16 protein-coding genes are annotated in these 17,521 nt (G+C 69.9%); 4 read left to right on the top strand and 12 right to left on the bottom strand.

The features are described from left to right. Positions 1-22: 22 nt before the first annotated feature. Positions 23-1,051: an NADP-dependent oxidoreductase gene (locus tag IEY56_RS18930; protein WP_189038413.1), complete on the top strand. Its 1,029-nt coding sequence runs from the start codon at positions 23-25 to the stop codon at positions 1,049-1,051. A gap of 109 nt (positions 1,052-1,160) precedes the next feature. Further along, complete coding sequence (locus IEY56_RS18925) at positions 1,161-1,589, top strand: organic hydroperoxide resistance protein (protein WP_189038412.1); 429 nt, start codon at positions 1,161-1,163, stop codon at positions 1,587-1,589. A gap of 144 nt (positions 1,590-1,733) precedes the next feature. On the opposite strand, the gene IEY56_RS18920 is transcribed toward IEY56_RS18925, so the two are convergent. The 8 genes from IEY56_RS18920 to IEY56_RS18885 form a co-directional block, all read right to left on the bottom strand. Then, a complete protein-coding gene (locus IEY56_RS18920) occupies positions 1,734-2,795 on the bottom strand; it encodes an aldose epimerase family protein (RefSeq protein ID WP_189038411.1) in 1,062 nt (353 codons plus the stop codon). Between the two features lie 264 nt (positions 2,796-3,059). Then, a complete protein-coding gene (mmsB, locus tag IEY56_RS18915; RefSeq protein WP_229712016.1) occupies positions 3,060-4,313 on the bottom strand; it encodes a multiple monosaccharide ABC transporter permease in 1,254 nt (417 codons plus the stop codon). 11 nt (positions 4,314-4,324) lie between these two features. Further along, positions 4,325-6,037: a multiple monosaccharide ABC transporter ATP-binding protein gene (mmsA, locus tag IEY56_RS18910; RefSeq protein ID WP_189038492.1), complete on the bottom strand. Its 1,713-nt coding sequence runs from the start codon at positions 6,035-6,037 to the stop codon at positions 4,325-4,327. 74 nt (positions 6,038-6,111) lie between these two features. Further along, positions 6,112-7,281, bottom strand: a complete 1,170-nt coding sequence (gene chvE, locus IEY56_RS18905) for a multiple monosaccharide ABC transporter substrate-binding protein (RefSeq protein ID WP_189038410.1) — start codon at positions 7,279-7,281, stop codon at positions 6,112-6,114. Between the two features lie 2 nt (positions 7,282-7,283). Next, entirely contained in the window at positions 7,284-8,210 is a 927-nt protein-coding gene (locus tag IEY56_RS18900; protein ID WP_189038491.1) for a hypothetical protein, read from the bottom strand. Between the two features lie 354 nt (positions 8,211-8,564). Next, complete coding sequence (locus IEY56_RS18895) at positions 8,565-9,605, bottom strand: zinc-dependent alcohol dehydrogenase (RefSeq protein ID WP_189038409.1); 1,041 nt, start codon at positions 9,603-9,605, stop codon at positions 8,565-8,567. Continuing rightward, positions 9,602-10,771, bottom strand: a complete 1,170-nt coding sequence (locus IEY56_RS18890; protein ID WP_189038408.1) for a mandelate racemase/muconate lactonizing enzyme family protein — start codon at positions 10,769-10,771, stop codon at positions 9,602-9,604. The genes IEY56_RS18895 and IEY56_RS18890 overlap by 4 nt, the downstream gene beginning before the upstream one ends. Before the next feature lie 170 nt (positions 10,772-10,941). Further along, positions 10,942-11,913 carry an SGNH/GDSL hydrolase family protein gene (locus IEY56_RS18885; protein ID WP_189038407.1) on the bottom strand — a complete coding sequence of 324 codons (972 nt, stop codon included), beginning with the start codon at positions 11,911-11,913 and terminating at the stop codon, positions 10,942-10,944. A gap of 332 nt (positions 11,914-12,245) precedes the next feature. Here IEY56_RS18885 and IEY56_RS18880 point away from each other — a divergent pair, with 332 nt between their 5' ends. Both IEY56_RS18880 and IEY56_RS18875 read left to right on the top strand, forming a co-directional pair. Further along, a complete protein-coding gene (locus IEY56_RS18880) occupies positions 12,246-12,740 on the top strand; it encodes a DUF3145 domain-containing protein (protein WP_189038406.1) in 495 nt (164 codons plus the stop codon). A 72-nt stretch (positions 12,741-12,812) separates the two neighbouring features. After that, positions 12,813-13,697 carry an NAD(P)-dependent oxidoreductase gene (locus tag IEY56_RS18875; RefSeq protein WP_189038490.1) on the top strand — a complete coding sequence of 295 codons (885 nt, stop codon included), beginning with the start codon at positions 12,813-12,815 and terminating at the stop codon, positions 13,695-13,697. Positions 13,698-13,792: 95 nt separating this feature from the next. On the opposite strand, the gene fabF is transcribed toward IEY56_RS18875, so the two are convergent. The 4 genes from fabF to IEY56_RS18855 form a co-directional block, all read right to left on the bottom strand. Then, positions 13,793-15,055, bottom strand: coding sequence for a beta-ketoacyl-ACP synthase II (gene fabF, locus IEY56_RS18870; protein WP_189038405.1), 1,263 nt, complete (start codon positions 15,053-15,055; stop codon positions 13,793-13,795). A 111-nt stretch (positions 15,056-15,166) separates the two neighbouring features. Next, the gene (locus IEY56_RS18865) at positions 15,167-15,415 is read right to left on the bottom strand and encodes an acyl carrier protein (protein WP_045863239.1); all 249 of its coding nucleotides are present in this window, start codon (positions 15,413-15,415) and stop codon (positions 15,167-15,169) included. A gap of 125 nt (positions 15,416-15,540) precedes the next feature. Then, positions 15,541-16,545 carry a ketoacyl-ACP synthase III gene (locus IEY56_RS18860; RefSeq protein ID WP_189038404.1) on the bottom strand — a complete coding sequence of 335 codons (1,005 nt, stop codon included), beginning with the start codon at positions 16,543-16,545 and terminating at the stop codon, positions 15,541-15,543. Positions 16,546-16,565: 20 nt separating this feature from the next. Continuing rightward, on the bottom strand, positions 16,566-17,498 hold the full coding sequence (locus IEY56_RS18855) for an ACP S-malonyltransferase (RefSeq protein WP_189038403.1): 933 nt from the start codon (positions 17,496-17,498) through the stop codon (positions 16,566-16,568). Positions 17,499-17,521: the final 23 nt, after the last annotated feature.

The raw sequence follows: 17,521 nt of genomic DNA, 5'->3' as shown, positions 1-17,521 counted from the left end.
GCCCATCTGAGAGGCCCAGACCATGAGCTCGCCCGAAGACCTCCCCACGACCGGCCGTGAATGGCACCTGGTCTCCCGGCCGGAGGGCTTTCCGGTCCCGGAGAACTTCGCGCTGCGGGAAGGCCCGGTGGCGGCCCCCGCGGAAGGCGAGATCCTCGTGCGGAACCTCCACCTGTCCGTCGACCCGTACATGCGCGGGCGGATGAACGACGTGAAGTCCTACGTCCCGCCCTTCAAGCTCGACGAGCCCATGACGGGCGGCGCCGTCGGCATCGTCGTGGCCTCCGGGGCGGAGGGCTTCGCGCCGGGCGACCACGTCCTGCACGACCTCGGCTGGCGGGAGTTCGCGACGCTCAAGGCGCGCCACGCGACCAAGATCTCACCCGAACTGGCGCCGCTGAGCAGCTACCTCGGCGTCCTGGGCATGCCTGGGCTCACGGCGTACGCGGGGCTGCTGGAGGTGGCGTCCTTCCGGAAGGGCGACGCCGTCTTCGTGTCCGGTGCCGCCGGAGCCGTGGGCAGCGAGGTCGGCCAGATCGCCAGGCTCAAGGGCGCTTCGCGCGTGATCGGCAGCGCCGGTTCGGACGAGAAGGTCCGCCTCCTCACCGAGGAGTACGGCTTCGACACGGCCTTCAACTACAAGTCCGCCCCGGTCACGGAGCAGTTGAAGGAGGCGGCGCCCAACGGCATCGACGTCTACTTCGACAACGTCGGAGGCGACCACCTCGAAGCCGCCATCTCCGCGCTCAACGTCCACGGCCGTGTCGCCGTGTGCGGGATGATCTCGCAGTACAACGCGACGGAGCCGCCGGCCGCACCCCGCAACCTCGCGATGGTCATCGGCAAGCGGCTGCGCCTGCAGGGTCTGCTCGTCATGGACCACGCGGACCTCATGCCGAAGTTCTTCGAAGAGGTCTCCGCCTGGATCCGCTCCGGTGAGCTGCAGTACCGGGAGACGGTCGTCGAGGGCGTCGAGTACGCCGCCGACGCCTTCCTCGGCCTGCTCAAGGGCGAGAACACCGGCAAGATGATCGTCTCTCTCGGCGACTGACGACGCACCACCACGGCCGCCGGGCGCTCGTGCCCGGCGGCCGCCGTCCTGGCCGCACGGGAGGCCCAGACGGCCCCGGCTCGAAACGTCCCATCGAACAGGAGAATCCATGTCCATCCAGTCCGTCGACGTCAAGTACACCGCCGTCGCCACCGCGGAGAACGGCCGGGACGGCCGCGTCTCCTCCGACGACGGCAAGCTCGACGTCGTCGTCAACGCGCCCAAGGAGCTGGGCGGAAGCGGCGAGGGCACCAACCCGGAGCAGCTCTTCGCCGCGGGCTACAGCGCCTGCTTCCAGAGCGCCCTGGGCGTGGTGGCCCGCAAGGAGAAGGCGGACATCACCGGTTCGACGGTGACGGCCCGCGTCGGCATCGGCGCCCTCGCGAACGGCGGTTTCGGCCTCAAGGTGGCGCTGGAGGCCCGCATACCGGGCGTCGACGAGGCGACCGCCAAGGAGCTGCTGGAGAAGGCGCACCAGGTGTGCCCGTACTCCAACGCCACGCGCGGCAACATCGAGGTCGACCTGGCCGTCGTCTGAGCGGAAGGCGCGGCCCCAGCCGTTTCGTACGGGCCGCGCAGCGAGGGGCCGTCCCGGCAGGAGACCGTCGGGACGGCCCTTCGCCAACTCCCTGCGGTGTGGGCCGGCGGCTGCGACAGACGCGGGCCGGCGGGCCCGGCGCCGTCAGTGCGTGCCGAAGGCGTGGACAGTGGTGCTGCGGTACGTCTCGCCCGGCCGCAGAACCGTCGAGGGGAAGTCCGGCTGGTTGGGCGAGTCGGGGAAGTGCTGGGTCTCCAGCGCGAATCCGTCGCCCTGCCGGTAGACGGCACCGGACGTGCCCGCGAGGCTGCCGTCGAGCTGGTTGCCGCTGTAGAACTGCACGCCGGGTTCGGTCGTGGCGATGCGCATCGTCCGTCCGCTCAGCGGATCGGAGACGGCGACCGCGTGTTCCGGTTCCGGGGTCACGCCCTTGTCCAGTACGAAGTTGTGGTCGTAACCCAGCCCGTACAGGAGCTGCTGGTCAGGTACCCGGAGGTCCTCACCGATGGGCTTCGCCAGCCGGAAGTCGAAGGGCCCGCCCTCCACTCCGGCGAGCTTCCCGGTGGGGATCAGCGTCCCGCCGACCGGCGTGTAGCGGGACGCGGCGATCTCCAGCAGGTGTCCGTAGACGTCCCCCGAGCCCTCGCCCGCGAGGTTGAAGTACGTGTGGTTCGTGAGGTTGACGACGGTCGGTGCGTCCGTGGCCGCCTCGTAGTCGACGCGGAACTCGCCGCGGGCGGTGAGGGTGTAGTCGACGCGCAGGGCGAGCTCGCCCGGGTAACCCTCCTCGCCGCTCTCGCTGGTACGGGTGAGGGCGAGCCCGCAGGCATCGCCCCGCCGGAACGGTTCGACCCGCCACACCCGCTTGTCGAAGCCCCTCTCCCCGCCGTGCAGGCTGTTGGGCCCGTCGTTGACGGGGAGGGCGTACTCCGTGCCGTCGAGCGTGAACCGGCCGTCCGCGACACGGTTGCCGTAGCGGCCGACGAGCGCGCCGAAATAGGGGGAGTCGGCGACGTAGGAGCCGAGGTCGCCGAAGCCGAGCGCGATGTTCGCGCGCTCCCCGCGGCGGTCGGGCACTTCCAGCGCCTGCACGATCCCGCCGTAGGACAGGACGCGGAGCAGCACGCCGCCGTTCTCGACAGTCCACCGGTCGACGGCGGTTCCGTCCTCCAGCTTCCCGAAGTCCTCCTTGCGCGGGTCCCTCATGCAGTCCACTTTCCTGTCGTACCGGTCCGGGCGTGCGGCGGGTCCGGCCTGCGCCGTCCGCCCCGACGCACGTGGCCGAACGCCGAGCCCGCCGGGCCGCACATCGCCGCAGGCATGTGCGTTGCCACAGGCCATGATGGCTTACGGCTTCTTCTGTTCGGAAATGTTGAAAGGACGGGCCGGCGGCTGACGGGCTGTGCCCGTGCCGCCGGCCCGCCACTGTTCCGTCTCTCGCCGTGAGCAAGGCGAGATCGTCAGACAGGCTTAGGAGCCCACCTTCCGCTTGTTCCACACGTCGAAGCCGACCGCGGCGAGCAGCACCAGCCCCTTGATGACCTGCTGGTAGTCGGTGCCGATGCCTACCAGCGACATGCCGTTGTTCAGCACGCCCAGCACGAGACCGCCGATCACCGCGCCCAGCACGGTCCCGACGCCGCCGCTCATCGACGCACCCCCGATGAACGCCGCGGCGATCGCTTCCAGCTCGAAGTTGATGCCCGCCTGCGGGGTGCCCGCGTTGAGCCGGGCCGCGTACACGCACCCCGCGAGCGCCGCCAGCACGCCCATGTTGACGAAGACCAGGAACGTGACGCGCTTGTCCTTCACACCGGAGAGCTTCGCCGCCGCCTTGTTGCCGCCCAGCGCGTACACGTGGCGTCCGACGACGGCGTTGCGCATCACGAAGCCCAGTCCGATGAGCAGGACGCACATGATGAGCAGCACCACCGGCACACCGTGGTAGCTGGCCAGGGTCAGGGTGAAGGCCACCACCGCGGCGACGATCGCAACGCACTTGAGCAGCCAGAGGTTGAAGGGCAGCACCTCCAGCTCGTACGCGAGCTGGCGCCTGCGGTCGCGCCACTCCTGGAAGAGCACGAAGGCGATGACCACGAGACCGATGAGCAGCGTCGGGTTGTGGTACTGCGTGTACGGGCCCATCTCCGGGATGAAGCCCTGCGCGATCTCCTGGAACCCCCGGGGGAACGGTGCGATGGACTGCCCCTCAAGGAGGATCTGCGTCCCGCCCCGGAAGAGCAGCATCCCGGCGAGCGTCACGATGAAGGACGGAATCCCCACGTACGCGATCCAGAACCCCTGCCAGGCGCCGGCGGCGGCTCCGATCAGCAGCGACAGGACGAGCGCCAGCACCCACGGCATGTCGTGCCTGACCATCATGACCGCCGCCGCGGCACCGACGAACGCGGCCAGCGAACCCACGGACAGATCGATGTGGCCGGCGATGATCACCATCATCATGCCCATGGCCAGGATCAGGATGTAACTGTTCTGCTGGACGATGTTGGAGACGTTGTTGGGCAGCAGCAGCGACCCGTCGGTCCATATCTGGAACAGCACGACGATGAGCGCCAGTGCGACGAGCATCCCGTACTGGCGCATGTTGTTGCGGACGGTCTCCAGCAGCAGGGCGCCGGCCCGGGACCTGCCGGGCTCCTGCTGTTCGTTCGGCCGTCCGGGCCCGTCGCCGGAGCGGTCACGGGTCTGCGTTGGTGTCGTCATGGCTCGGCCCCTCAGCTCTTGTCACTCGTGCCGCTGGTGCTGCTGTCAAAAGTGCTCGTGCTGCCCGGCGAGGTGCCGGCGCGGTCCTCGCTGCTTGTGTCGCTCGAACTGGTGCTGGACGCGCCGGTGTCACCGCTCGTCGTACCGGGACTCGTATCGGTGCCGGTGGCAGTGCCGGTACCGGCCCCCGTGTCCAGCGTCTCGGTCATGTGCCGCATCAGGACTTCCTGCGTGGCGTCCTCGCGGGAGACCTCGCCGGTGAGCCGGCCGGCGGCCATGGTGTAGATGCGGTCGCACATCCCCAGCAGCTCCGGCAGTTCGGAGGAGATGAAGACGACCGCCTTGCCCTGCGCGGCGAGCTTGTCGATGACCGTGTAGATCTCGTACTTCGCGCCGACGTCGATGCCCCGCGTCGGCTCGTCCAGGATGAGCACCTCGGGATCCGCGTGGATCCACTTGCTGAGGACGACTTTCTGCTGGTTGCCGCCGCTCAGCCGCTGCACCTGCTCGTGGACGTTGGGCGCCTTGATGTTCATCGAGCGCAGGTATCCCTCGGCGACCCGGCGTTCGGCATGCTCGTCGACCACGCCGCGCCGTGCGAGCCCTGACAGAGAGGCCAGGGAGATGTTGCGGTTGATGTCCTCGATCAGGTTGAGCCCGTACGTCTTGCGGTCCTCGGTGACGTACGCGATTCCGTGGCCGATGGCTTCCGGGACGGTCCGGGTCTGCACTGCCCGGCCGTCGACGCGCACAGTGCCTCGCTCGTACAGCCCGTACGAGCGCCCGAAGAGGTTCATCGCCAGCTCGGTGCGTCCGGCTCCCATCAGCCCGGCGATGCCGACGATCTCACCGCGCCGCACCTGCAGTGAGACGCCGTCCACGACCTTGCGCTGATGGTCGATGGGGTGGCGCACTGTCCAGTCGCTCACGGACAGTGCGACGGTGCCGGCGTCCTCCCCCTCGTAACCGGTGCGGGGAGGGAAGCGCTGATCCAGATCGCGGCCCACCATGCCGCGGATGATGCGGTCCTCGGAGATCTCCGGTTCGTCGCCGGGGCGTTCGCGGACGCTGAGCGTCTCGATCGTCCGGCCGTCGCGCAGGATCGTCACGGAGTCCGCGATCTGGCGGATCTCGTTCAGCTTGTGCGAGATGACGATGCAGGCGATGCCCTGTGCGCGCAGCTCCCCGATCAGTTCGAGGAGTTTGCGGCTGTCCTCGTCGTTGAGCGCGGCGGTCGGCTCGTCGAGGATCAGCAGCTCGACCTCCTTCGAGAGCGCCTTGGCGATCTCCACGAGCTGCTGCTTGCCGACGCCGATGTCCGCGATGCGCGTCTGCGGCTTGTCCGGCAGGCCGACGCGTTTGAGGAGCGTGTCGGCACGGCGCAGCGTCTCGCTCCAGCTGATGATGCCCCGCTTGGAGTGCTCGTTGCCGAGGAAGATGTTCTCCGCGAGGGAGAGGTAGGGGATCAGGGCGAGCTCCTGGTGGATGATGACGATGCCGCGCTGCTCGCTCGCGCGGATGTCCTTGAACGCGCAGGGCTCGCCCCCGAAGAGGATCTCGCCCTCGTAACTCCCGTGCGGGTGCACGCCGCTGAGCACCTTCACCAGCGTGGACTTGCCCGCGCCGTTCTCACCGCAGATCGCATGGATCTCGCCCGCGTGCACAGTGAGATTGACGTCGGAGAGCGCTCTCACGCCGGGGAAGGACTTGCTGATCCCCCGCATCTCCAGGACCGGGCGCCCGGCCGTCCCCGCCCCGTCCGCCCCGGGCCCCTTCTCGAACTGCTCCGCAGGGGCCGTCACTTGAGCTGTCCCGCCGTGTAGTAGCCGTCGTCGACCAGCCGCTGCGTGTTGGACTTGTCGATGCTCACGGGCTTCAGCAGGTACGCGGGAACGACCTTCTTGCCGTTGTCGTAGGTTTTGGTGTCGTTGACCTCCGGCTTCTTGCCGGTGAGCACCGCGTCGCCCATCTGCACCGCCTGCCGGGCGAGTTTGCGGGTGTCCTTGTAGACGGTCTGCGTCTGCTGGCCGCGCAGGATCGACTTCACCGACGCCAGCTCCGCGTCCTGCCCGGTGACGATCGGATAGGGCTTGTCGCCGGTGCCGTAGCCGGCGCTCTTGAGCGCCGAGAGGATGCCGATCGAGATGCCGTCGTAGGGGGAGAGCACCGCGTCGACCTCTTCGGAGCCGTAGTTCTTGCTCAGCAGGTCGTCCATGCGCTTCTGCGCCGTGCCGCCGTCCCACCGCAGCGTGGTCGTCTGGTTCAGCTTTGTCTGCTTGCTGCGGACGACGATCCGGCCCTTCTCGATGTACGGACGGAGCACCTTCATGGCGCCGTCCCAGAAGAACTTGGTGTTGTTGTCGTCCGGAGAGCCCGCGAAGAGCTCTACGTTGAACTTCTCGTCCTTCTTCTCGTCCAGCTTCAGCTTGTCGACGATGTAGCCGCCCTGCAGTTCGCCGACGCGCTCGTTGTCGAAGGACGCGTAGTAGTCGACGTTCTCGGTGCCGAGCAGCAGCCTGTCGTAGGAGATGACGGGGACGTCCGCCTCCTTGGCCCGCCGCAGCACGTCGGTCAGTGCGGAACCGTCGATCGCCGCGACGACGAGCAGCCTGTGCCCCTTGGCGATCATGTTCTCGATCTGGGCGACCTGGTTCTCCACCTTGTCGTCGCCGTACTGCAGGTCCGCCTTGTACCCGGCGGCCTTGAACTGCCGCGCCATGTTCTTGCCGTCGGCTATCCAGCGTTCGGACGACTTGGTCGGCATGGCCAGTCCAATGGTGCCGCCCTTGCCCTTCTCGGCCTTGTAGCGGCTGCCGCCTTTGGCCTCCTGGCCGCAAGCGGCGAGCGATCCGGCGAGCAGCGCGACGGCGGCCGCGGCCGCGAGCGGCGCCGTCCGCCGGCGTGGTCCGCGCCCGGACCGCGCTCGTCGCCGTACCGCGGATATGTGGACGGGAGTGCGGGTGCCCATAGTCAGTTCCTCTCCGGAAGGGGGAATCGCTGGAGTTCGCCGGGGTGCCGGGAGCCCGCCGGCGACATTCCGCCGTCGGCGCCGAGTCGCGCGAGCATGTCGAGTGCCAGCCGTCCCCGCCGGACCCGTTCGCGTGCCGAGTCGAGGGTCAGGCCGCGCAGATGTGCTCCGTAGGGATAGATGCCCGGAGCCTTGCTGAGGCCGAACTTGAGGTAGATGGGCGCGCCTCGCCGTATCAGCTCGGCCGCCTCGTACATCCGCACGTAGCCGCCGAGGTCGTCGGGCGCCTCCAGGTAGAAGTCCATCGGCGCGGCGCTCACCCGGCGTATCTCGGTGAGCTGCTGCAGCGTCAGGTCGGAGGGGACGTTGACCGAGTCGGCCCCGAGGCGCTCGAACACGCTGTACGACGCGGGGTTCACCGGCCCGATCAGCGCGGAGACCTTGAGGGTGGTGTCGGCGGGCAGCCTACCCTCCGCCCTCAGCCGGTGCAGCACCCACAGGACTCCCTCGTCGGCCACCAGCAGGCAGCGCACGCCGAGTTCGGCCGCACGCAGGGCGTCCTCGACGCAGCCGGCGACGGCGTCGTGCCCCCGGGCCCGCAGGCCGCCGCCCCCGGAGTCGGTGCGCGTGGACGCTCCGACGTCCCAGGTGCCGCGCGGCCCCGTGAACAGGCACAGTTCGATGTCGTGCTGCGCGCACGCGTCCACCATCTCCGTGATCTCCGCGTCGGTCAGCATCCATACGCCGCTGCCCTGGCTGATGCGGTGCACGGGCACGTCCAGCGCCGCGGACTCCCGCAGCACCGCGGCCAGCGCCTCGGGGCCTTCGCAGGAGGGGATCTCGGTCCGCCACGTGCCTCCGTCGGGGAAGGCGTGCGGCGACGCGTCGGCGGGTTCGGGTGCCGGGGCGCCCATGCCGAGGGTGCTCATGGCGTCGGCGCCGGGGCGTCGTGGGCTGAAGGATGCGGTGGGCACAGTGCTCCCGTGGTTCGCGGTCGTTCGGTTCGTCTCCGGTACGGACAGGGGGTCGGCTACTCGGACGGCCTACCGGGCGGTGGTCTCGTTCTTCGCAGTGGTCTGTCCGGCGGTCGGCATGGCCGGCCGGACGTCTAGGCTCTGTCTGACAAATCCCGCCTGGTTGGCGGTGTCCGGCACGCGTCCTCACTGCGTTGTCGATCGTCGGCGCAGCCCGCTGCGCTCTCCTCCCTCCGCCTTGCGATCACACGCACCGGACACCGCCAACCACGTCCTGACGGACGTACGACGCTATTTGTCAGACAGAACCTAGGGCAGCAGCAGCACCTTCCCGACAGATGGATCGCCGCTGCCGACAAGCCCGACGGCTTCGCCGAACGACGTCAGCGGCAGTTCGTGCGTGATCAACGGCGCGGGGTCGAGCAGTCCTTCTGCGAACGTCCGCACCGCGAAGGACCACGCGGCAGAGGACGCTCCGAAGACCGAGCGGATCGTCAGCTGACTCACGGACAGATGCACCGGGTCGATCCCCTGCGCGCCGGCCTCGAACATGCCGGTGAGCACGACGCGCCCGCCGCGCCGCGCGAGCAGGCACGCGTCGTGCGCGGTGCTCGGTGCGCCCGCCGTCTCGACGACCAGGTCGTAGCCGCCCTCCGGTGGCGGGAACCGGCTGTCCCCGCCGTCGGGCGTACGGGCGTCCGTCGCACCCATCGACAGGGCCTGCCCGGCCCGCTGCTCACGGGGATCCACGGCGGTCAGCCGGGCGGGCGTGTACGCGGCGAGCAGCTGCACCGCGAGCAGTCCCAGCGTCCCGGCACCGACGACGGCGATCCGCTCGCCCGGGCGGGGGCCGGCGGCGAGGACGGCCGCTGCCACCACCGCCGCGGGCTCCAGCAGGGCCGCTGCCCTCAAGTCGGCATCGTCCGGAAGGAGATGCAGGAGTCTCGCGGGCAGTACGACGGAGTCGGCGAACGCCCCGGGCCTGGTGAAACCCGTCTCGTCGTAGCCGTCGGTGCACAGGCTCGTCGCTCCTTCGCGGCAGCGCGCGCACCGCATGCAGGTACGGAAGCCCTCCGCCACAGTCCTGCGGCCCGTCAGCTGCGGGTCGACGCCCTCTCCGACGGCCTCGACCGTTCCGGACCATTCGTGACCGGGGGTGACCGGGTAGCGCACGTACCCCTCGGCGCGGGTCCCGTCGTACACCTCGCGGTCGCTCGCGCAGATTCCTGCCGCGTGGACGGCGACGCGCACCTCGCCGGGGCCGGGAGACGGCCGGGGGAGGGTGACCAGGCGGTGCGCGCCGGGCTCGTCGACGACCACTGCCCTCATCTCCTGCGCAGCGGGCGTCATGCCTCCGCGCTCCGGTCACTCCGCGGGGCGCGCTTCTCCCAGCCTTCGGCCCACAGGTCGAACCGGGCCTGCTGCTGCGGGAACTCAGCTGCCGCGTCGGTATCCAGTTCGACGCCGAGGCCCGGTGCGTCGGGAAGGCTGAAGTAGCCGTCGACGACTTCCGGCGCACCCTTCACCACCTTCTTGATCTCGGCGTCCGCGAAGTCGTTGAAGTGCTCGAGGATCTTGAAGTTCGGTGTGCACCCCGCCACTTGGAGAGACGCCGAGGTGAGCACCGGGCCTCCGACGTTGTGCGGCGCGACGAGCGTGTAGTGCGTCTCCGCGGTGGCGGCGAGCTTGCGCGTCTCGAGGATGCCGCCGATATGCCCGACGTCCGGCTGGATGATGTCGGCGGCCTGCGACTCGAACAGTTCACGGAACTCGATGCGGTCGTGGATGCGCTCACCCGTCGCGACCGGCAACTCGACCTTCCCCGCCACCTTCGCCAGCGCCTTGAGGTTCTCCGGCGGCACCGGCTCCTCCAGCCACGCGGGGCGGAACGGCGCCATCTCGCGGGCGAGCCGCACGGCGGTGGCAGGGCTGAAGCGTCCGTGCATCTCCAGCATCAGCTCGGTCCCCGGCCCGATCGCGTCCCGCACGGCCTCGATCAGCGACACCGCGTACCGCGTGCCCTCGTCGTCCAGTTCGAGATGCCCCGTCCCGAACGGGTCGATCTTCAGGGCCCGGTAGCCCCGCTCGACGACCGCCTGCGCTGCCTTGTGGTACGCCTCCGGGGTGCGTTCCGTGGTGTACCAGCCGTTCGCGTAGGCCTTGACGCGGTCCGTGACCCTCCCGCCGAGCAGCTGCCAGACCGGGACGCCCAGCGCCTTGCCCTTGATGTCCCAGCAGGCCGTCTCCACGCAGGCGATGCCGGACATGACGATCTCGCCTGCCCGGCCGTAGTCGCCGTACTTCATCCGCCGGACGAGGTCCTCGACGGCGAACGGATCGGAGCCGCGGACGTGGTTGGCCTCCGCCTCGCGCAGGTATCCCACCAGTGCGTCGGTGCGGCCGAGCATCCGCGTCTCGCCGACCCCGGTGAGGCCCTCGTCGGTGTGGACCTGGACGTACGTGAGATTGCGCCAGGGCGTTCCGACGACGTGGGTGGTGATTCCGGTGATGCGCACGGCAGACGGCCCTTCACTTACGGTGTTCGAAATTTCGGACTACGTTCGAAATGCCGATGCGAATGTATTGACGCATGTGACCGGCGTCAATGGGTGCCGTCAGGACCGTTCCGTGTGACCCGTGAACGGACGGTGAAGGTCCGCAGCCTCTCCGGGCCGGGAAGCCGCGGTCAGCGCGACGTCCGATCAGCCTGCGGAGGGCGGCGTGCCGTGATGCCGCGGTAGGCGAGATCCGCGAGCTTGCGCTGTCCGGCCTTGCTGGGGTGGAACCAGTCCCAGCGGCTGAGTTCCGTCCTGGTGAACCGGTAGTCGAAGACAGCGCCGCCGTCGTAGCGGCAGCGCGCCATCTTCGCGCACTCGGCGCTCAGGGCCGCGTTGTACGCGATGACCCGCTCGTGGACCTCCTGTCGCCGCTGCTCGGCCGCCGCGGTCGTCGACCTCGGGTCGCGCAGCATGGACTGGCAGATGCCCAGCTTCCAGACCTGCTCGCCCCAGGCGTCCCCGCGCCCCTGGGACCACAGCCGCTTGAGGTTCGGCACGCTCGCCACGTAGACGTACGCCTTGGGGCGCGCCCGGCGCAGCGTGGCCAGCGCCTCGCGGAACCCGGCGCGGAAATCGGCGGTGGGCGTCATCTGCGCGGGGGTGGGACGGCAGGCGTCGTTCGCGCCCGCGAGCACGGTCACCAGATCGGGGTCCCGCCGCGCGGCTCGTTCCATCTGCGCGGGCAGGTCCGCCATCACCGAGCCGCTGACCGCGAAGTTCCAGGAGCGGCGCGAGGGTGCGTCGTCGATGAGCCGCTGGGCGACACTCTCCACTGCCGGATCGGTGCCGGTGACCCAGGACGCCTTCGCGCAGTCCGCCAGCAGGTTGCAGGCGTCGAACCCCTGGGTGATGGAGTCCCCGACGGCGGCGATCGACGAGGGGCTCCGGTCCCAGGGCGGAGGGGGCGGCGGAGAGGGGCGCGCGGAGCCGGGGGAGCGCTGCCCCGTATCGCTCCCGCTACCACTGCCGAACGAGACCGCCGCGACGAGCCCGCCGACGAGTACGAGGAGGGCTGCGGCGACCGCCGCGAGTCGCCCACGACGGGTTATCCGGGCGCCGGCCGCTCCCGCCGGGCCTTCCCCCGGGCGTCTGATCTGCATCTGCCCCTCGATTTCGGGCTGTTGGGCCCGTTCGTACGGCACCGGATGTCCCCGGTGCGCGGTAGCTTTACTCCCGTGCTCCACTGCCGGGTTCTCAGTGTGACGGAGGCCGGAGCGCGCGTTCAGCGACAGCCGAACATTACACCGCGTCACCTCCTGTCCCTTTCAGGGAGAATTGGCGCCTATGGTGTTTACTATTCGTAACCGCGGTGTGCTGGATCGACGAAGTGACCGTGGTGCAGGAAGTCAGGCGCTGACCCCGGCGCATGACCGGTAGGCAGTCGAGGCACTCGGCGACGACGCCCGCCCCTCGAACCGCACTGGAGGTCCCGGTGACGACACGTGGAGTTCTGTACGTGCACTCCGCTCCCCGCGCGCTGTGCCCGCACGTCGAATGGGCCGTGGCAGGCGTCCTCGGCACCCGCGTCAACCTCGACTGGATCAGACAGCCGGCCTCTCCCGGTACCTGGCGCGCGGAGTTCTCCTGGCAGGGGGACCCGGGCACGGCGTCGAAGCTCGCGTCCGCGCTGCGCGGCTGGCACCTGCTGAGGTTCGAGGTCACCGCCGAGCCCTGCGCGGCGGCGGAGGGCGAGCGCTACAGCTCCACGCCCGAGCTCGGCATCTTCCACGCCGTCACCGGCATGCACGGAGACATCCTCGTTCCGGAGGACCGGCTGCGGGCGGCCATGAGCCGTGCCTCCCGCGGTGAGAGCGAACTCGAGGCGGAGGTCGCGAAGTTGCTGGGCAAGCCCTGGGACGACGAGCTGGAGCCCTTCCGCTACGCCGGTGAGGGTGCCCCCGTGCGCTGGCTCCACCAGGTCGTCTGACGCTCCGGAACGGCACCCTCCAGTTAGCGTGCCTCCATGGCCGACCTCCCTGACCTTCCTGATCTTCCCGACATCTCCGACCGGACGTCCGTGGCCGTGCTCGGCACCGGCATCATGGGCGCCGCGATGGCCCGCAACCTCTGCCGTGCCGGCCTGGCCGTGCGCGTGTGGAACCGCACCAGCGCGAAAGCGGAACCGCTCGCCGCGGAGGGCGCCCGCGTCGCCGCCGACCCCCGCGAGGCGGTCGAGAACGCCGACGTCGTGCTGACGATGCTCCACGACGGGCCCGTCACCGCAGAGATCGTCCGCGCCGCCGCCCCGGGACTCCGGGCCGGCCAGGTGTGGCTCCAGAGTACGACCGCGGGGGTGGACGGCCTGCCGGCCCTCGCCGAGCTCGCGCGGGAGTACCAGCTCACCTTCGTCGACGCGCCGGTCCTCGGTACGCGGCAGCCCGCGGAGGCGGGGGAGCTGGTGGTGCTGGCGGCCGGCCCCCGCGAGGCGAGGTCCGGCCTCGCGCCAGTGCTCGAGGCCGTGGGCGCACGTACCGTCTGGGTGGGGGAGGAGCCCGGCGCCGCGACCCGTCTGAAGCTCGTCTGCAACAGCTGGGTGCTGACCGTCACTCACGGCGTCGCCGAGGCGCTCGCGCTGGCGGACGGTCTGGGGGTGGATCCGCAGGGCTTCCTCGACGCGGTCGCGGGCGGCCCGCTGGACATGGGGTATCTGCGGCTGAAGGCCCAGGCGGTGCGGTCCGGCGACTTCGCACCCAGCTTCGCCGTCGACACCGCGGCGAAGGACGCCCGGCTCGTCGTCAGCGCCGGCGAACGGGCAGGGGTGCGGATGGACGTGGCGGTGGCGGGGGCGGAGAGGTTTCGCCGCGCCGCCGAACAGGGCCACGGTGGCGAGGACATGGCGGCCTCGTACTTCGCCAGCTTCGACGGCGAGCGGACCGGACGCTGACGCAGGTACGGACGTGAGCACGCGGTAAGGGGCAGCCCTCATGGGAGCTGCCCCTTACCGCGTGCCGGCTGGACGGAACGTCCGCCCTGCCCGTGTCAGACCGTGCGGAACGCCAGGACGACGTTGTGGCCGCCGAACCCGAAGGAGTTGTTCAGCGCGGCGATCGTGCCCTCGGGGAGGGAACGCGGCTCGCCGCCGACGATGTCGGCGTCGGCCTCCGGGTCGGGGTTGTTCAGGTTGATGGTCGGCGGAGCCGTCCGGTTCTTCAGCGCGAGGATCGAGGCCACGGTCTCGATACCGCCCGCACCGCCCAGCAGGTGACCCGTCATCGACTTGGTGGCGGAGATGGCCATGTGGTCCACGTCGTCGCCGAAGACCTTGCGCAGCGCCTTGAGTTCGGCGATGTCGCCCAGCGGGGTCGACGTCGCGTGCGCGTTGATGTGCATGATCTCGGCGGGCTTGAGGTCCGTCTGGTCCATCAGGTTCTGCAGGGCCAGCGCGATGCCGTTGCCGCTGGGCTCCGGCTGGGTGATGTGGTGGCTGTCGGCAGAGATGCCCTGGCCGATGGCCTCGGCGTAGATCCTGGCGCCGCGCTTCTTCGCGTGCTCGGCGGACTCCAGCACGACGACGCCCGCGCCCTCGCCCATCACGAAGCCGTTGCGGTCGGCGTCGTACGGGCGCGAGGCGCCCTCGGGGTTCTCGTTGTCCTTCGACATCGCCATCATGTTGCCGAAGGCGACGATCGGCAGGGGGTGTATGGCCGCCTCGGTGCCGCCGGCGACGACGACGTCGGCCCGGCCCGTGCGGATCATCTCCATGGCGTACCCGATCGCCTCGGAGCCGGAGGCACAGGCGCTGACCGGCGTGTGGACGCCCGCGCGTGCGTTGACCTCCAGACCGACGTTGGCGCTGGGGCTGTTCGGCATCAGCATCGGGACGGTGTGCGGCGAGACGCGGCGTACGCCCTTCTCCCGCAGCACGTCGTACTGGCCGAGCAGGGTGGTGACACCGCCGATGCCGGAGGCGACGACCGCTCCCAGCCGTTCCGGAGGGAGCTCCGCGTCCTCCCCGGCCCTGCCGGTGTAACCGGCGTCCGCCCAGGCCTCGCGGGCCGCGATCAGCGCGAACTGCGCCGAACGGTCCAGCTTGCGGGCCTGCGGACGCGGAATGGTCTCGGTGGGCTCCACCGCGATCTCGGCGGCGATACGGACGGGCAGGTCCGCCGCCCACTCATGGGTGAGAGGGCCGACCCCGGAACGTCCGGCGAGCAGACCTTCCCAGGTCGATGCGCTGTCGCCACCCAGCGGTGTGGTTGCGCCGATACCGGTGACGACCACGGAGTGATGGGTCGTATTCACTGGATTCTGTCTCCACTGGTAGAGGTGAGCCGTGCGGGCCACCCCACCCGCGCCCCGGAAAGGATCTGCCGGGGCGCGCGGCGGGCGGCGACAAACGCGTGAGCGGTTGTCTCAGCTCTGGTGCTTGAGGATGTAGTCGGTCGCGTCGCCGACGGTCTTGAGGTCCTTCACGTCGTCGTCCGGGATCTTGACGCCGAAACGCTCTTCAGCGGCGACGACCACCTCGACCATGGACAGCGAGTCGACGTCCAGGTCGTCGGTGAAGGACTTGTCCCGCTGGACGTCCTCGGTGGGGATGCCGGCGATCTCGTTCACGATCTCGGCGAGGCCCTCGACGATCTCTTCCTGCGTGGCGGCCATGTCGGCGCTCCTTCGGGTGCTTTCGACTTTCGGTCTTCTGCGTTTCCTCGCGGATGTCCCGCAAGGTGTGTCGTGCGCGGTCTCACACGGTGCGTACGGCGCTGTACGGATGTGTGGATCTTTGCCTAGGGGAGGGTAACGACCGTTGCTGCGTAGACGAGACCTGCCCCGAAGCCGATGACGAGCGCTGTGTCACCGCTCTTCGCTTGCCCGGTCGCCAGCAGCCGCTCCATAGCGAGCGGGATCGAGGCGGCCGAGGTGTTGCCTGTCGTCTCCACGTCACGTGCGACCGTGACGTGCTCCGGCAGTTTGAGGGTCTTCACCATCGAGTCGATGATCCGCATGTTGGCCTGGTGCGGGATGAAGACGTCCAGGTCCGCCGGTGCGATTCCGGCGGCGTCGAGGGCCTGCTGGGCGACCTTCGCCATCTCGTAGACGGCCCAGCGGAAGACGGCCTGACCCTCCTGGCGGATGGCGGGGAACTTCTCCACCCCGCCCTCGCGGTAGGCCTCCCAGGACACCGTCTGGCTGATGACGTCGGACTTGTCGCCCTCCGAACCCCAGATGCTCGGGCCGATGCCGGGTTCCGTGGCGGGGCCGACGACTACGGCTCCCGCGCCGTCCCCGAAGAGGAACGCCGTGGAGCGGTCCGTCAGGTCCGTCAGGTCCGAGAGGCGCTCGGCGCCGATCACGACGACGTAGCCGGCGCTGCCGTCGGCGATCAGGCCCTTCGCGAGGGTGAGGCCGTAACCGAAGCCGGCGCAGCCCGCGTTGATGTCGAACGCGGCCGCCTTGCCGGCGCCCATGCGGTCGGTGACCTCCGTCGCGATCGACGGGGTCTGCTTGAAGTGCGAGACGGTCGAGATGATCACGGCCCCGACCTGCTGAGGGTCTATCCCCGCGTCGGCCACGGCCTTGCCCGCGGCGTGGAGCGACATCTCGGCGACGGTCTCGTCCGGGCCGGCCCAGTGGCGGCTCGCGATGCCGGAGCGCGAGCGGATCCACTCGTCGGAGGAGTCGATGTGCTTGAGGATCTCATCGTTCGGCACCGTGCGGACGGGGCGGTAGCCGCCCACGCCGAGGATGCGTGAGTAGGGGGACCCCTTGGCGGGCTTGATCTTCGCGGTCATGCTCTCGAGCTCCTTGTGGCTCAGGCGGTCTGCGTGTGCTCGGCGATCAGCTCGCGCGCCGCGTCGAGATCATCGGGTGTCTTGAGTGCCAGGGTGCGGACGCCGGGGAGGCTGCGCTTGGCCAGTCCCGTGAGGGTGCCGCCCGGGCAGAGTTCGACGAGAGCGGTCACACCGAGCTGCTGGAAGGTCTCCGTGCACAGGTCCCACCGCACGGACGCGGAGATCTGGCCGACCAGCCGCTGCACGATCTTCCGGCCGTCCGTGACCGCGTTGCCGTCCAGGTTCGACACGTAGGGCAGTGCCGGGTCGTGGACCTCGGCGTCCTCGACGGCGCGGGCCAGCACGTCCACCGCCGGTGCCATGTGCTCAGTGTGGAAGGCGCCCGCGACCTTCAGCGGGATGACCCGCGCCTTCTCCGGCTTGTCCGCCGCGAGCTCCGCCAGCTGTTCCGCTGTTCCCGCCGCGACGATCTGACCTGCACCGTTCATGTTGGCGGGGGTCAGGCCGAGCTTCTCCAAGTGCGCCACGACCGCGTCCGGTTCGCCGCCGAGCACCGCGGACATGCCGGTGTCGGTGACCGCGGCGGCCTCCGCCATGGCGGTGCCCCGCGCCCGTACGAGCGTCATGGTGTCGGTCGGCGAGAGCACACCCGCGACGGAGGCCGCCGCGAGCTCTCCCACGCTGTGACCGGCGACGGCGCCGAACAGCCGGGCCGGATCGCGGCCCTCCAGCAGTTCGCCCGCCGAGATCAGACTGGCGGCGACGAGCAGCGGCTGGGCCACCGCGGTGTCGCGGATCTCCTCCGCGCCTGCCTCTGTTCCGTAGTGGACGAGGTCCATGCCGATGGCGGCCGACCACTCCGCGATCTTGTCGGTTACGCCGGGGAGTTCGAGCCAGGGAGCCAATAGGCCAGGCTTCTGGGCGCCTTGGCCGGGAGCGACGAGTACGAGCACCCTTTCACTCTCTCTTGTCGGAC

Origin of the sequence: Streptomyces daqingensis, from assembly GCF_014645895.1 — a bacterium.
In the GTDB taxonomy this organism is placed as follows: Bacteria; Actinomycetota; Actinomycetes; order Streptomycetales; family Streptomycetaceae; genus Streptomyces; species Streptomyces daqingensis.
Note: the sequence above shows the minus strand (reverse complement) of the source record. Positions and strands in the feature narration are given on the sequence as shown.